Below are 15,300 nucleotides of genomic sequence, written 5' to 3'. Positions count from 1 at the left end.
CTCATCCAGGGTGGTGCCGCACAGATAGAAGTTCGTATCGGTTAGTGGCATGGGGTGGTGCTGCGAGAAAACCAGAACGTGGCATCCCGTGGGGGACGCGATGCGCACCGACATTTTGAAAGAAATCGGAAGGTAGCGTTATGTCCGTTCTCGAGTCCTCCATTCCTGCCGCGCTGAGCGAGAACGCTCGCCGGCAGCCTCATGACACGGCATTCACATTCCTCGACTACGACGTGGATCCGAAAGGATTCGCCGAGAGCCTGACCTGGTCGCAGCTGCAAAGGCGCGCGTTGACGGTTGCCGAGGAGCTGCGGCGCGTCGGGGCGACCGGCGATCGGGTGGCGATATTGGCGCCGCAGAGCCTCGACTACGTCGTAGGTTTTCTCGGGGCACTGCAGGCGGGCTTCATCGCCGTTCCGCTGTCGGTTCCGCAATTCGGCGCCCACGACAGCCGCATCACGTCGGCGGTGCAGGATTGCACGCCGGCCGCCATTATCACGACATCCGCCGTGGTCGACGGCGTCGTCAAATATGCGGAGGCGCACGGCGGTTCGGCCGCACCGACGGTCATTGAAGTCGACTCGCTCGACTACTACTCCGGCGGCGAATTCAGTCCGGCCGAATACACGCTTCCCAAGGAGGCGTATCTGCAGTACACGTCGGGATCGACGGGCCAACCGGCCGGGGTCGTGATCACGCACGAGAACGTGGTCACCAACTGCCAGCAGCTGGAATCGGGATTGTTCGATATTTCCGGACCGCCGGAAACGCTGGTCTCGTGGCTGCCCTTCTACCACGACATGGGGCTCATCCAGGGAATCTGCTATCCCATCGTGTGGGGGCTTCCGGCGGTGTTGACCAGCCCGATCGCATTTCTGATCGAGCCGGCCCGGTGGATGCGGCTGCTGGCCGGCAATCCGCGGCCGTTCTCCGGCGGGCCGAACTTCGCGTTCGACCTGGCGGTGCGCAGAATTTCCGATGACGACATGGTCGGCCTCGATCTCGGCCACGTGGTGGGCCTCGCCAACGGCAGTGAGCGGGTGCAGCCGGCGTCGATCGCACGCTTTATGGAGCGATTCTCCCGGTACAACCTGTCCGAGACGGCGATCCGGCCGTCCTACGGGCTCGCCGAGGCGACGCTGTACGTCGCCAGCGCGAAGACGGGCCAGGCGCCCAAATCCGTGCGTTTCCAGTACGAGCAATTGTCGGGCGGTCAGGCCAAGCCCTGCACCGAGGAGCAAGGCGGTAGCGACCTGATCAGCTAGGGCGCGATGAAGTCGCCGCTGGTGCGGATCGTCAACCCTGAAACCAAGACCGAGACGGCGCCCGGTGTCATCGGCGAAATCTGGGCGCACGGGGCGAACATCGGCAACGGGTACTGGCGCAACCCGGAGCGGACCAAGCGCACGTTCGCTGCCCGGCTCACCGCCCCGTCCGCGGGCACCCCCGAGGGTCCCTGGCTGAGGACGGGCGACCTGGGGTTCATCGCCGACGGCGAGTTGTTCGTCATGGGCCGCCTCAAGGATCTGCTCATCGTGGACGGACGCAACCACTACCCGGACGACATCGAATCGACGATCGGGCAGATCACCAAGGGCCGGGTGGCCGCCATTTCGGTTGCCAATGACACCACCGAGCAGCTGGTCGCGATCGCGGAGGTCAAGAACCGGGCCGGCGCCGACGAGGATGCTCAGCAGAAACTCCGCTCGATCAGGCGCGACGTCGCCGCCGCGATATCGAGCGCACACGGCGTCCGGATCGCCGATCTTGTTCTGGTGGCCCCGGGTTCGCTTCCGCTGACCACCAGTGGCAAGGTGCGCCGGTCGACGTGTATCGAGTCCTACCGGCTCGAAGAGTTTGAGCGCTTGGACGTCTCGGCGTGACCTCGGCCGGTCCTGACGAGGCCGGGGGGCTGGAGCGCTGGTTGATCGACTACCTCGTCAACGAGATCGGTTGTGATCGTGACGATGTAGCCCTCGATGTCGCGTTCAACGACCTGGGAGTGGGATCGCGAGATGCGGTCGTACTCTCGGGCGAGTTGGCGACAGTGGTTGGCCGGCCGGTGTCGCCGTTGGATTTCTGGCAGCACCCCACGATCAACGAATTGGTGCAATTTCTGACCACGCCCGAGTCGGAGTCCGAGGCTCACGCGTCCCCGGCGGAGCGTGGCTGGGCCGACGAGCCGATCGCGGTGATCGGGTTGGGATGTCGCTTCCCCGGCGACATTTCGGGGCCGGACGCGTACTGGCGGTTCCTGTGTGAGGGTGGTTCGTCGGTAGCGGAGGTGCCCGCCGACCGATGGCTGCCGTTCGATGACGGCTCGCCGGAGATCGCGACCGCGTTGGCCGCCACTACGCGGCGGGCTTCGGTGTTGACCGACGTCGACGGTTTCGACGCCGAATTCTTCGAGATCTCCCCGCGTGAGGCGAACGCGATGGACCCGCACCAGCGGTTGTTGCTGGAGGTGGCCTGGGAAGCGTTGGAGCATGCCGGGATTCCCGCGGAATCACTGCGGCGATCGCAGACCGGGGTTTTCGCCGGAGCGTGTGCGAGCGACTATGGGTACCTGGCCGGAACGGATCTCACTCGCGTCGACGCGTGGAGCAACATCGGCGGCGCACTGAGTATCATCGCCAACCGGCTCTCCTACGTTCTGGATCTTCGTGGTCCATCCGTGTCGGTGGACACGGCCTGCTCGTCGTCACTTGTGGCCGTGCACATGGCATCTCAGAGCCTGCGTAGCGGGGACTGCGATTTGGCCATCGCCGCGGGCGTGAACCTGCTGTTGTCGCCGGCCATCTTCCGCAGCTTCGACGGAGCCGAAGCGTTATCGCCGACGGGTCAGTGTAAATCCTTCGACGCCGACGCGGATGGCTTCGTCCGGGGCGAAGGATGCGGCGCGGTGATACTCAAGCGGCACAGCGACGCGGTGCGCGATGGCGATCGGGTGCTGGCCGTGCTGCGGGGATCGGCGGTCAACCAGGACGGCCGATCCAACGGGCTGATGGCGCCGAACCCGGCCGCACAGATGGCGGTACTGCGCGCGGCGTGTAGCAACGCGGGCCTCGCGCCGCATCAGGTCGACTACGTCGAAACCCATGGAACCGGAACACTGTTAGGCGATCCGATCGAGGCGCGGGCCCTGGGCACGGTGCTGGGTCGCGGACGTTCCGAGGATGCTCCACTGCTGCTCGGCGCCGTCAAATCCAACATGGGTCATTTGGAGGGGGCGGCCGGGATCGCCGGTCTCATCAAGGCCGTGCTGGCGGTGCAACGTGGCCACATCCCGCCGAACCTGAACTACAAGAACCCGAATCCGCACATCCCGTTCGACGAGATGCGCCTGAAAGTTGTTGCCGAATCTACGGATTGGCCGGATACCGGGCTACCGCGGCGGGCGGGGGTGTCATCGTTCGGCTTCGGCGGCACCAACGCTCATGTGGTAATCGAGCAGGCCCCCGTGACGGATCCCGTTGCTCACCGGCCAGATCCGGCGGTCAGCACACTGGTGGTGTCGGGCAAGACCAGCGAACGGGTGAGCTCGCTGGCGTCGGAATTGGCCGACTGGATGGACGGCGACGGTGCCGACGTGGCGTTGCCCGACGTCGCGCACACGCTCAACCACCACCGGTCGCGGCATGCACTGTTCGGCACGGTCTGCGCGCGTGATCGCGCGCAGGCGACCGCGGGGCTGCGGGCGCTGGCGGCGGGTAAGCCGGCCGACGGGGTGGTGGCCCCGCACCACGCAACGGCGCGACCCGGCATGGTGTTCGTCTATTCCGGTCAGGGCTCACAGTGGGCGGGGATGGGCCGGCAGTTGCTGGCCGACGAACCGGCCTTCGCGGCGGCGGTTGCCGAGTTGGAGCCGATATTCGTTGCACACGCCGGCTTTTCGCTGCAGCAGGTACTGGCCGAGGGCCTGCCGGTGACCGGTATCGACCGGATTCAGCCGCTGCTGGTGGGTGTGCAATTGGCGCTGACGGCGCTGTGGCGTTCCTACGGCGTCGAGCCGGACGCGGTGATCGGGCATTCGATGGGGGAGGTTACCGCGGCGGTGGTGGCCGGGGCGTTGAGCGTCGCCGATGGGTTGCGCGTGATCTCCACCCGGTCGCGGTTGATGTCGCGGCTGTCCGGCCAGGGCGCGATGGCGCTGGTGGAGTCCGACGCTGCGGCCACCGAGACGCTGCTGGCCGATTACCCGCAGGTGAGCCTCGCGGTGTACGCCTCGCCGAGCCAGACGGTGATCGCCGGCCCGCCCGATCAGGTCGACGCGGTGATGGCCGTGGTGGCCGACGCCGACCGGCTGGCCCGGCGCATCGAGGTCGACGTGGCCTCCCATCACTCCATCATCGAGTCGATTCTGCCCGAATTGCGCACTGAGTTAGCCGATTTGGTGCCGGACACCCCGGCCATCCCGGTGATCAGCACGACCACCGGCCCCGACGACGACAGCCCGGTGTTCGACGCCGACCACTGGGCGGCCAACCTGCGCAACCCGGTTCGGTTCAGCCAGGCCATCGCTCATGCTGCTGGCCAGGCCGGTGGGCACTACGCCACCTTCATCGAAATCAGCCCGCACCCGCTGCTCGCCCACGCCATCAACGACACCCTCGGAGCCGGCGAGTACCGGATCGTCAGCACCCTGGCGCGCGATGCCGACGACACGTTGGCGTTCCACACCAACCTCAACGCGAGCCACAGCAGTCATCCACCCCAGACGCCGCACCCGCCCGAACCGCATGTGTCGCTGCCCGCCTCGCCCTGGCATCACACCCGGCACTGGATCGGCGCCGGGGAGCACCGCGCGCAACTGCGCGACGGCGAGGGAGCCGCCGCGGCGGGTGGCCGCACCGTTTCGGTGCATCCCCTGTTGGGCGCGCACGTGCGGCTGCTCGAGGAGCCCGAACGTCATGTGTGGCAAGGCGAAGTCGGCACCGCCGCACAGCCCTGGCTCGCCGACCATCAGGTGCACGCCGTTGCGGCTCTGCCGGGAGCCGCCTACTGCGAGATGGCGCTGGCCGCCGCCCGCGCGACGCTGGGCGACGCGTCTGAGGTCCGCGATATCCGGTTCGAACGAATGTTGCTGCTCGATGACCAGACGGCGCTGAGCGCCGACGCATCGGTACAAGCGCCCGGTGTGGTCTCCTTCGCGGTGCAAACCGACGAAGAGGGGGAGTACACGCGGCGAGCCGTCGCGACCCTCCGGTCCATCGACGACCTGGGTCAACCGCCTGTACACGACGTCGCAGCCCTGCTCGGCGCACATCCGAACCGGGTGGAAGGCACGCGGCTGCGGGAGTGGTTCGACGACCGCGGAGTCCGGTTCGGCCCCGCGTTCTCGGGCCTGGTCGCCGCGCACACCGGCGGCGCCGCGAGCGGCACCGTGCTGGCCGAACTCGGACCGCTGGGTAGCTTGCAGCACAATGCGTTTCGCGCCCATCCCGCGCTGCTCGACACTTGCTTCCAGTCGGTCGCGGCCCACGAGCGCAGTGGCGAAATCGCCGATGGCGGTCTGCTGTTGCCGCTGGGAGTGCGCCGGCTGCGCAGCTACGGGTCGCTGCAGAACGCCCGCTACTGCCTGAGCCGGGTCACCGAGGCGAGCCAGATCGGGATGGAAGCCGACCTCGACGTGTTCGACGAGAACGGGATCGTGCTGCTGATCGTGCGCGGGCTGCGCGTGGGTAGCGATGTCTCCGAGAGCGGAGCGCGCCAACGAGTGCTGGCCGAGCGCCTGCTGGCCATCGACTGGGAGCCGCGCGACCTGCCCGCCGGGTCCGACGATGCGGCCGGCGCCTGGTTGGTGCTGACGGTCGCCGATGCCGACGACCCGTTGGCCGCCCGGCTCGCAGATGCGCTGAAAACCGAAGGCGCACAATGCGAAATCGGTCGCTGGCCGAGCTCCGGGCAGCCGGACCCGCCGATCAACAACGTCGGCGGTGTGGTGGTGCTGGCCGGGCGACCGGCCGTCGACAACGACGACCAGTGCCCGGCCCGCGGCCGCGAACAGGTGCGACACCTGGTGCGGATCGCCCGTGCTCTCGGCGAAAGCTCCGACGAGCCGCCCCGTTTGTACGTCGTGACCCGCAACGCCCAGACCGTGCTATCCGATGACCGGCCCAACCTGGACCAGGCGGGGTTGCGCGGGCTGATGCGGGTGATCGCCGCCGAGGACGCCGAGCTGGGTGCCACCCAGATCGACCTGGATGAGGATACGGACGTCGCGCTGCTGGCGCGCCAGCTGCTGGCCGGCTCGGACGAGGACGAAAGCGCCTGGCGCGCTGGGCAGTGGTACACCGCCCGGCTGCGCTCGGCCCCGCTACGCCCCGGCGAGCGGCACACCGCCATCGCGAACCATCAGCTCGACGGCATGCGTCTCGAGATCCGCACTCCCAGCGACCTGGAGGGCCTGGAACTCGTTGCTTTCGAACGCACTTCGCCGGGGCCGGGACAGATCGAGGTCGCGGTCACCGCATCAAGCCTCAACTTCGCCGATGTGCTGATCGCGATGGGCCGGTTCCCCAGCGTCGACGGGCGTCAACCGCGGCTGGGCATGGATTTTGCGGGCGTGGTGACCGCGGTCGGGCCCGGCGTCACCGATCATCAGGTCGGTGATCGGGTCGGCGGCGTATCCGAAAACGGCGGTTGGGCAACGTTCGTCACCTGCGACGCCAAACTTGCCGTGACGCTGCCGGCCGGCCTGGATGCCGAGCAGGCCGCCGCGGCCACCACGGCGTACGCCACCGCCTGGTACGGCCTGCAGGACATGGCCAGGATCAAGCCCGGCGAGCGAGTGCTGATCCACTCCGCGACCGGCGGGGTGGGGCGCGCCGCGATCGCGATCGCCCGGTCGGCCGGGGCGGAGATCTTTGCCACCGCGGGCAGCCCGCAGCGGCGGGCGTTGCTGCACGACATGGGCATCGAGCATGTCTACGACTCGCGCAGCACCGAATTCGCGGAGGAGATCCGCCGCGACACCGACGGTTACGGCGTCGACGTCGTGCTCAACTCGGTCACCGGCGCCGCCCAGCGCGCCGGCTTCGAACTGCTGGCGATCGGCGGACGGTTCGTCGAGATCGGTAAGCGCGATGTGTACGGCGACACTCGCCTTGGTCAGTACCCCTTCCGCCGCAACCTCACGTTCCATTACCTCGACCTCGCGCTGATGGCGGCCAGCCATCCGCAGCAGGTGGGGGACCTGTTGCGCACCGTCTACCGCCTGGTCGGAGACGGCGAGTTTCCGCCGCTCGAGCACACCGCCTATCCACTCGACCAGGCGGCCACGGCAATTCGCGTGATGGGTGCGGCCGAGCACAACGGCAAGCTGGTGCTGTCCGTCCCGCGCGAGGGGCAGAGCACCGTGCTGGTGCCCCCGGAGCGGGCCAACGTGTTCCGCGGCGACGGTGCCTACATCATCACCGGCGGACTGGGCGGGCTCGGGCTGTTCCTGGCCACCGAGATGGGCAAGGCGGGCTGCGGCCGGATCGTGCTGACCGCCAGGGCCAACCCAACTCCCAAGGCGCGTCAGGCCATTGAGCGGATCCGTGCGGGCGGGGTCGACGTCGTCGTCGAGTCCGGCAACATGGCCGAGGCCGACACCGCGGCCCGGGTGGTGGCCGCGGCCACCGCCACCGGGCTCCCGCTGCGCGGGGTGCTGCACGCCGCGGCGGTGGTCGTGGACGCCACGTTGCCCAACATCACCGACGAGGTGATCGACCGTGACTGGGCGCCAAAGGTTTACGGCGCATGGAACCTGCACCAGGCGACGGCCGGCCAGCCGTTGGACTGGTTCTGCTGCTTCTCGTCCGCGGCCGCGTTGGTGGGCTCGGCCGGGCAGGGCGCTTACGCGGCAGCCAACAGCTGGATCGATGCCTTCATCGCGTGGCGGCACGGCCTGGGCCTGCCGGCGCTGGCGATCGGGTGGGGGGGCATGGGGCGAGGTCGGCCGCGCCACGCACCTGGCGGAGAGCGGGCGCACCGCCATGATCGCTCCCGACGACGGCGCGTACGCGTTCACCGAACTCCTGCGCTACAACCGCGCCTACGCCGGCTACGTCCCGACGCTGGGGACGTCCTGGCTCGCCGAGCTGGTTTCGCGCCGCCCGTTCGCGGAAGCCTTCCAGCACGCGGGTCGGCACCACGGTGGTGAGAGCACGTTGCGTACCGAACTTCGATCGCTACCGCAGGACGAGTGGCCCACCCGGCTGCAACGTCTGATCACCGAGCAGACCGGCCTGATCCTGCGCCGCACGGTCGATCCGGACCGCCCGTTCGTCGAGCACGGTCTCGACTCACTGGGCAATCTGGAGCTGCGGACTCGCATCGAAGCCGAGATCGGTATCCGGGTCACTCCCAAGGCCATCGCCACCCACAACACGGCCCAGGCCTTGAGCGTGCACCTGGCCGAGACGCTGGTGGCCGACGACGTCGTGGCGAAAGCCTGATCGCGCCGTGCCTATCAGCTGAGCAGGAGCGCCGTCGTGATGAGCATGACGGCGGCGGTGCCGCCATGGACACCCCACGCGATCGACCGCGAGCCGCCGTTGCGCAGCACGATGGCCGCATCGGCGAGCGGAATGATGGTTGCGGCCAGCATCACCCAGCCAACCAGGTGAGTCGCGCGCGCGGCCATCAAAATGAAGACGAACAGCCCCGTGGTGGTGTCGCGCACGCCCTTGACGCTCAGGTAGGCGCCCGCACCCGGCTGGTCCAGGTCGGGTAGCACTCCGTAGCCGGCGGCGGCGACGCGCGGGGCGACGAGGAAACGCGCGCCGATGAAGATGATGGCCGCGGCGAGGAGTCCCGCCAGCGGGTAGCCGATGAGGGTGGCGGTCATGTCGAACACTCCTGGGGTGTCAGTGAATCGGTGAGAACGATGTCGGGTCGAGCAGTGTCGTCTGAACGGTGGGGCTGGTTATGAGGGGCTGCTACGGGCGCATCAGACAATCAGCGCCAGGCAGAGTGCGGTCACCGCAAGTCCTTGCAGCCCCGCGCGAACGTCGATCACAGAGTCCCATTTCGCTTGCAGCGCATGTCTGTTCGAGAGTCGATTCCCAGCGCTAGCGGCTGCGGTCAGTTGACGATTGATGGGTGCGCTGACGCGGATATATAGCACGAGCCAAATCGACAGCAGCATCAGCGCGGCGGTCGCCGCGATCGCCTGCGCCCAGTGCGCGGCCATTGTGGCCAGCACTGCGCTGGTCGCCGTGGCGACGATGCCGAGCACTCCAGGCACCGGCATGCGCCGGTCGCCGTAGCGATGCACGTGTCCCATGACCGCGACCACGGCGTCGTCGTCAACCAGCGCCAAGGCAGGTCGCATCACCATCGCGCAGAACACGTCGGTTCCATAGCCCACTGCGATGCCCAGCACCGCGATCAGCGCGGCGATACGGGCGAGGTCGAACACCATTTCGGCGCTCCCTTCGGTAGTAAGTGCTAGCAACGCTAACCCCCTAGCACTCCCGAGTCAATAGCACTGCTAGAAGATCTAGCAGTGCTACATTGCGGTATGGCCAGTGAGGATCGTCGCGAGCGCGAGCGCACCGCCCGTCGGCAGCTGATTATCCGAACGGCGCGCAACCTGGCCGAGGCCGAGGGCTGGGATGCCGTCACCACCCGTCGGCTGTCCACCGAGATCGAGTACAGCCAGCCGGTGTTGTACAAGCACTTCACCGGGATGGAGCAAATCGCCGACGCCGTCGCCCTCGACGGGTTCGTCGAACTCGCCGAGGTGATCCGGGAAGCCCATGCCGACACCGAGGCGGCCGGTGACACCCTGACCCGGATCGCCCACGCCTACCTGGCCTTCGCCCGGGATAACCCGGCGGTTTACGACGCGATGTTCACCCGTGCGACCACCCTGCGCTTCGCCGCCGAAGACACACCACCTGAGTTGACGACGGCGTTCGCCGCGTTGCACAACGCGGTCGCCATGGTGGCCGACGAACAGGAAACCGACACTCTTACCGAAGTTTTCTGGGCCGCGCTGCACGGACTGGTCACCCTCGGCCGTACCGGGCGACTGCGCCCCGCATACGACTCGGACCGTCTCGAGCGGCTCGTCAATCACTTCAACAGCAGACCCGAAACTACGCGCTAGGTGATCACACTGCTAGCGCCAACACCGGTCTAGGAGAACGGCTTTCAGGTCAGCCGGGTCGTCGTGATGGACACCCCGGCGTCCGGCAGCCGCGCCAGCAGTGCGTCGCCCATCGCCGCGGCGGGAGTGAGCACGCCGCGTAACTCGGTGAGGCGGTCGCGATTCAGTGCCAGCGCCAAACCACACTGACCGAGCATCACCGACGCCCCCTGGTAAGCGTCACAATGCTGCGTGAACGTGGCCAGGTAGCGGGCGCCGGTCGTCGTGGTCGTGTACGTCTCGACGGTGTAGTAACCGCGCGTCCGGCGGGTCTCGTTCGGGCCGGAGCCCGGGCTCGATGTGATGCGCTCCACCAACTGTGGCGGCAGTCGACCGAAGTGCCGATTGCCGAAGTCGGAAACGCGTGCCAGTGCGCCACTGACTACCGTCGCCGCGACCCGTGCCGCGACCGACTTGCCCAGACTCATCGCCTCGGAGTAGCGGAACCGCCGGCCGTACGCCCAGCCCTGTAAGGCGTTGCTGCGTCGCACGATTCGAGTGTTGTGTGGCGCCAGCACGAACCCCGCGGCCCAGAAGCCGTCCAGCTCGGGTGCGATGTCGTGTCCTCGTCGGCGGGCGAAGTCGGGCTGCGGACCGAGCTCTGGCTCGGCGGCGCGGTCGGTGGTCAGCGTGTAGGGGTCGTCGAGGAGCCGACCGGCCTCCGGGTCGCTGGATGCCGTGCGCATCGTTCCCAGCAGCGATGCCACCGTGCCGCCGGACGCCCCGAATTGGGAGAAGGAGCGCAACACCAGGGTTGTGTCGGCCAGTTCGCCGGCGTCGTCCCCGACTACCCGGCGATACAGCTGGTAGACGTTGAGATCCGAAGGGATCGAGTCGAATCCGCACGACAGCACGATTCGGGCGCCGGTGTCGACGGCCTGCTTGTGGTAGTGGTCGATGGCGTTGCGGGCGAACATCGGCTCACCGGTCAGGTCGGCATAGTCCGTGCCGGCCGCGGCGCAGGCGGCCACCAACGGCAGGCCGTACCGGGCGTAGGGGCCGACGGTCGTCAGCACCACCCGTGTTCGGGCGGCCATCGCGTCGAGCGTCGACGGCCGCGAGGCGTCGGCAACGATCACGGGCCAATCGGAAGCGCCCGGACCCAGGGTCTGGCGCACGGCCAGCAGGCGTTCGGCGCTTCGACCGGCAAGCGCAATGCGCGCCCGGGAGCCGCACCGCGCGAGGTAGTCGGCGGTCAGTTTGCCGGAAAAGCCTGTGGCGCCGTACAAGACGATGTCGAGCTCGCGCTCGGTGCTCACTCCATCATCCAGCTGTCCTCGGCGGGAGCAGCGCACAGCAGGGAATGGACACCCTTGAGGGCCTCCTCGTAGCCCGGCAGGTTCGAGTGGCGCTCGATGTACAGCCGGCCCGCAAAGGTCCAGCAACTGTACAGATCGACGGGGGCGTGGGCCGCGAAGTGGAATTCGCCCCCCACGTCGCTGATCTGGATGCCGTCCGGGGTGCGCAGGCCGGGAATCGAGCCGACGTCCGTGCACATCACGAATGGTGGAAGCCCGGGCAGGCTCCCTTCGTACTGCAGGCGGAAATGCAGCGACGACTGCTGGATCAGTCCCTCCGACAGGTCGGCGCGAAACGCCTCGACGATGTCACCGGCCAGGCCGACGAGATCGGTATCGGGCCCGATTTCGGCCAGATAACTCGCCAGCCCCAGCGGCATCGTGCCTTCGGTCGCACCGACCGGGGGCGTCAGGTGGTAGCGCAGGTCGACCGGGTAGAAGTAGGGAATCGGAATGTGCGGGGTGTTGCGCAGTTCCCACTCGGCCAGCAGCAGCGCCGCGGCCACCAGCGAGTTGAGGCTGAGCCGATTGGCGCGGCCCAACTCCACCAGATCCGATGTCTCCTGCTCGGTGAACCGGATTCGGGCCACCGGAATGTGTTGCATCAAATCGGGATTCGACACGACCGACGGCTTCTCGACGGCAGGCAGGTCATAGGCGAACGCCGCCGGGAAAAGCCGTTCGAGCCCCGAACGCTCCTGCTTGGCCACCCCGCGCGCTTCGAGCAACGCCTCGAGTGATTCGGGCGCGGGTTGCGGGACCACCGGCCCGGCATCGCCGGTTTCCACCACCGCGGTATAGCGGGACAGCAGCTCCTCGAACAGACCGAACACATGGTGCCCGTCGGCGAGGGCATGGTGTGCGTACAGCGTCAATTCGCTTTGTTCGCTACCGACTTCCAAACGCAGGTTCAGCAGGGATTGGCCCTGATCCAGCCGCATGCCGGCGATCGCGGCCTCCGACGTGTGCTCGTCGACTACCCACAGCCCCGGATGCATGACGTCCTCGGCGACGATCTGATGCCGGCCGTCGTCGGCCTGCTCGAGGTGGCCGGCCCAGATGGGATGGATCTGCAGCAGCGCATCGAAAGCATCTGCCATCGCGTCGATATCGACGTCGCCAATGATCTGTATCTTCAGCCCGAAGTAGGTCTCATTGACCGCGAACACCTCTTCGCTGTGCGCGAGCTTGCGGATCACGGATCCGGAAAACACTGCTGACATCCCCTTATCTGCGCGTGCTGGCCCGTCGATAGCCGAGAAGCGTCGGTGCGATGCACACCGCGGTGATGCCGGCGGCCCACAGCAGTGTCTCGATCATCGGCGAGTGCACCGGACCGCCCAGCGCTAGTGCGCGCATCGTGTCGATCGCGCAGCTGATCGGCTGGTGGGTGACCACCGGCTGTATCCACTTCGGAAATTGGTCTACCGGCAGGAACCCGGTCGAGAACAGGATCGCCAGCAGGTGTACCAGCGTAATCGACTCGAGCAGAAAGTTTTTCGACGCATACCAGGCGATCGTCGTGATCAGGGTCGCGAAGGCGAGCCCGAATAACACCGGGATGGCCAACCAGGTCAGGGTCGGCAGGAAGCCCTGCTTGAACCGGAAACCCAGCAGCATTCCCGCGCCCAGCACCACCCCGGTGGTGATGACGATCCGGACCATCTCGGCGACGATGCGCGAGCAGACACCCGACGCGCGGTGGACGGGCACCACCCACAGTCGGCGCAGCAGGCCGTCGTCGCGCTCGCCGATGAGCCCGATCGCACCGACCGCCGACCCGTTGACCGCGGCGGCGAGCACGTTCATCGGAACCGTGTTGAACAGCGCGTCATAGCCGGCGACCTGGGTAACCGCGTGGCCCAGAACGATATTCATGGTGATCAGGAACAACACGGGCAATACCGTGACCATGATGATCGCGGTGATGTCGCGTGACCACTTGGTGAGTATCCGCCGGGTCTGGACCAGGGTTTGCGGAAGCAGTACTCGCGCGGAGTTCTCGTGCACACGGCGTTCGACAGCCACCGGCAGGATTTCCTCGTATTCCCGGTAAACCAGTGTCATCATGCCCGCTTCGCCAAAACGATCGCCGATACCGGGACCAGGATCGCGGCCAATCCACCCAACCACGCCAGCGTCGGCGCCAGCACCGACCAGGTCAGCGATGTGTCAAAGGGTGCGACGTCGCCGGCCGCGGCATGCAGGCTGTCGACCAGCGCCGAGATCGGCTGGTTGCGAACGAAGGGCTGGACCCAGTGCGGAAACTGCTCCACCGGCTGGACACCGACGGACAGCAATCCAAAGATCAACGGCGGCAACGTCAGCATCGGTGCCATCGCCTCGGGATTGCGGGTTCCCGTGCCCAACAGGTCCGCCGCGAAGGACAGCACCGCCCCGAACACGAGCACCAGCACGCAAAACGCGACGGTGTCTACGGCCGAGCCGCGAAAGCGAAATCCTATGGTGTAGCCGCAGACCAGGGCCACCGTCAACGAAACGACGCACCGGTACAGCGCGGCCGAGATGCGGGCGGCCACCGGGGTGAACGGCGGGATCGGCATGGATCGGAACCGGCGATTGACGCCTTGCACCGAGTCCGTCGCCGCCCGAAACGCGGTCGACATGGCGGCAAACGTGATGGCCTCCAACGCGATCAACGGCATCAAGTACTGCGCGTAGCTGCTGGCCACACCCCGGGTGACGTTACCCATGATCTGGTGTAGCGGGATGTAGAAGCCGGCGGTGAACACCACCGAGACCGCGATGGTGATCGCGAGCTCACCGTTGCGCAGGGTGGGTGCGATGAAGCGGGCGGTGAGCACCCACCACTGGGTGCGCATCGACGGGTGGGGCCGCATCACGCTCGCGGTCACCTGACCGCCTCGGCGATGGAATGGGCTGGATCCTTTGTCAACGCCAGGAATACGTCGTCTAACGACGGGCGGCGCAGCGCAACGTCGGCAACGGCGATATTGGCAGCGGCGAGTCTTCCCACGGCCTCGACAAGCGTGTTGGCGCCGTCCGGGGCCGGCATCGCGATCCGGTCGGACTCGGTGGTCAGGGCCACCCGTTTCTCTTCCCGCATCAGTGAGGCCAGGATCTCGGCGATCACCGGCAGATCGTGCAGATCCCGCGGAACGATCTCGAGATAACTGCCGCCCGTGCGTGCCTTGAGCTCGTCGGCCGTGCCCTCGGCGATGATCCGACCGTGGTCGATCACGATGATCCGATCGGCAAGCGCGTCGGCTTCCTCGAGGTATTGGGTGGTCAACAGCGTCGCGATGCCGCGATCCTTGAAATTGCCGACCAGATCCCAAATGCCTTGCCTGCTACGCGGATCCAGGCCGGTGGTCGGCTCGTCCAAGAACACCACCTGGGGGGGCACCACCAGACCACACGCGATGTCGATGCGTCGGCGCATCCCGCCCGAGTACGTCTTGACCCGCCGATCGCCGGCATAGACCAGATCGAATTCCTCGATGAGTTCGGCGGCCCGGCTGCGCGCGGCGGACTTCTTCAGCCCGTACAGACGACCGAACATGAACAGGTTTTCCAGACCCGTCAAGGTGTCGTCGATCGCCACCTGCTGTCCGGTGAGCATGATCGACCGGCGCACGCCGGCCGGCTCGGACATTACGTCGTAGCCGGCCACCAGCGCGCGGCCCTCGTCCGGGCGGCTCAGGGTCGACAATATGTCGACCAGCGTGGTCTTGCCCGCCCCGTTGGGCCCGAGCAGGCCCAGTACCTCGCCACGGCCCACCTCGAAGCTGACCTCGTGCAGGGCCACGAAATCGCCGAAGGTTTTGCGCACCTTGTCGACGATGACGGCCTTGTCAAAGCCCTGCTGTGCGTTGCTCATTG

8 protein-coding genes and 2 pseudogenes are annotated in these 15,300 nt (G+C 67.2%); 3 read left to right on the top strand and 7 right to left on the bottom strand.

The genetic code is table 11. From position 1 onward, the window contains the following. The first annotated feature begins 140 nt into the window (after window positions 1-140). Both G6N54_RS08840 and pks2 read left to right on the top strand, forming a co-directional pair. Window positions 141-1,883 (top strand): annotated as a pseudogene (locus G6N54_RS08840) (AMP-binding protein). Beyond that, window positions 1,880-8,441, top strand: a pseudogene (gene pks2, locus G6N54_RS08835) (sulfolipid-1 biosynthesis phthioceranic/hydroxyphthioceranic acid synthase). The pseudogenes G6N54_RS08840 and pks2 overlap by 4 nt, the downstream one beginning before the upstream one ends. A gap of 14 nt (window positions 8,442-8,455) precedes the next feature. Here the strand turns inward: pks2 and G6N54_RS08830 are convergent. Together G6N54_RS08830 and G6N54_RS08825 are read right to left on the bottom strand one after the other, a co-directional pair. Next, complete coding sequence (locus G6N54_RS08830; RefSeq protein ID WP_163789714.1) at window positions 8,456-8,833, bottom strand: DUF4267 domain-containing protein; 378 nt, start codon at window positions 8,831-8,833, stop codon at window positions 8,456-8,458. A gap of 102 nt (window positions 8,834-8,935) precedes the next feature. Next, window positions 8,936-9,409 (bottom strand): DUF1772 domain-containing protein, encoded by a 474-nt coding sequence (locus G6N54_RS08825; RefSeq protein WP_163789713.1) that lies wholly within the window; start codon window positions 9,407-9,409, stop codon window positions 8,936-8,938. 99 nt (window positions 9,410-9,508) lie between these two features. Between G6N54_RS08825 and G6N54_RS08820 the strand changes: the two genes are divergently transcribed. Beyond that, entirely contained in the window at window positions 9,509-10,099 is a 591-nt protein-coding gene (locus G6N54_RS08820; protein ID WP_163789712.1) for a TetR/AcrR family transcriptional regulator, read from the top strand. 44 nt (window positions 10,100-10,143) lie between these two features. On the opposite strand, the gene G6N54_RS08815 is transcribed toward G6N54_RS08820, so the two are convergent. Genes G6N54_RS08815 through G6N54_RS08795 form a run of 5 tightly spaced genes read right to left on the bottom strand, consistent with a single transcriptional unit; the run spans window position 10,144 to window position 15,298 of the window. Beyond that, window positions 10,144-11,397, bottom strand: a complete 1,254-nt coding sequence (locus tag G6N54_RS08815; protein ID WP_163789711.1) for a saccharopine dehydrogenase family protein — start codon at window positions 11,395-11,397, stop codon at window positions 10,144-10,146. After that, a complete protein-coding gene (locus G6N54_RS08810; protein WP_163789710.1) occupies window positions 11,394-12,650 on the bottom strand; it encodes a phthiocerol/phthiodiolone dimycocerosyl transferase family protein in 1,257 nt (418 codons plus the stop codon). The genes G6N54_RS08815 and G6N54_RS08810 overlap by 4 nt, the downstream gene beginning before the upstream one ends. Window positions 12,651-12,663: 13 nt before the next feature. Next, complete coding sequence (locus tag G6N54_RS08805; RefSeq protein ID WP_232073523.1) at window positions 12,664-13,506, bottom strand: ABC transporter permease; 843 nt, start codon at window positions 13,504-13,506, stop codon at window positions 12,664-12,666. Next, window positions 13,503-14,297 carry an ABC transporter permease gene (locus G6N54_RS08800; protein ID WP_163794602.1) on the bottom strand — a complete coding sequence of 265 codons (795 nt, stop codon included), beginning with the start codon at window positions 14,295-14,297 and terminating at the stop codon, window positions 13,503-13,505. The genes G6N54_RS08805 and G6N54_RS08800 overlap by 4 nt, the downstream gene beginning before the upstream one ends. A gap of 11 nt (window positions 14,298-14,308) precedes the next feature. Further along, complete coding sequence (locus G6N54_RS08795; RefSeq protein ID WP_163789709.1) at window positions 14,309-15,298, bottom strand: ATP-binding cassette domain-containing protein; 990 nt, start codon at window positions 15,296-15,298, stop codon at window positions 14,309-14,311. Between the last annotated feature and the right edge of the window lie 2 nt (window positions 15,299-15,300).

The organism is Mycobacterium stomatepiae, from assembly GCF_010731715.1.
Lineage (GTDB): Bacteria > Actinomycetota > Actinomycetes > Mycobacteriales > Mycobacteriaceae > Mycobacterium > Mycobacterium stomatepiae.
This window is presented reverse-complemented; position numbering and strand designations above follow the sequence as displayed.

What these genes read in the sequence shown, in the direction of transcription:
- G6N54_RS08830 (WP_163789714.1), bottom strand. Translation starts at nt 8,833, where the DNA reads ATGACCGCCACCCTCATCGGCTACCCGCTGGCGGGACTCCTCGCCGCG.
- G6N54_RS08825 (WP_163789713.1), bottom strand. Translation starts at nt 9,409, where the DNA reads ATGGTGTTCGACCTCGCCCGTATCGCCGCGCTGATCGCGGTGCTGGGC.
- G6N54_RS08820 (WP_163789712.1), top strand. Translation starts at nt 9,509, where the DNA reads ATGGCCAGTGAGGATCGTCGCGAGCGCGAGCGCACCGCCCGTCGGCAG.
- G6N54_RS08805 (WP_232073523.1), bottom strand. Translation starts at nt 13,506, where the DNA reads ATGATGACACTGGTTTACCGGGAATACGAGGAAATCCTGCCGGTGGCT.
- G6N54_RS08800 (WP_163794602.1), bottom strand. Translation starts at nt 14,297, where the DNA reads ATGCGGCCCCACCCGTCGATGCGCACCCAGTGGTGGGTGCTCACCGCC.
- G6N54_RS08795 (WP_163789709.1), bottom strand. Translation starts at nt 15,298, where the DNA reads ATGAGCAACGCACAGCAGGGCTTTGACAAGGCCGTCATCGTCGACAAG.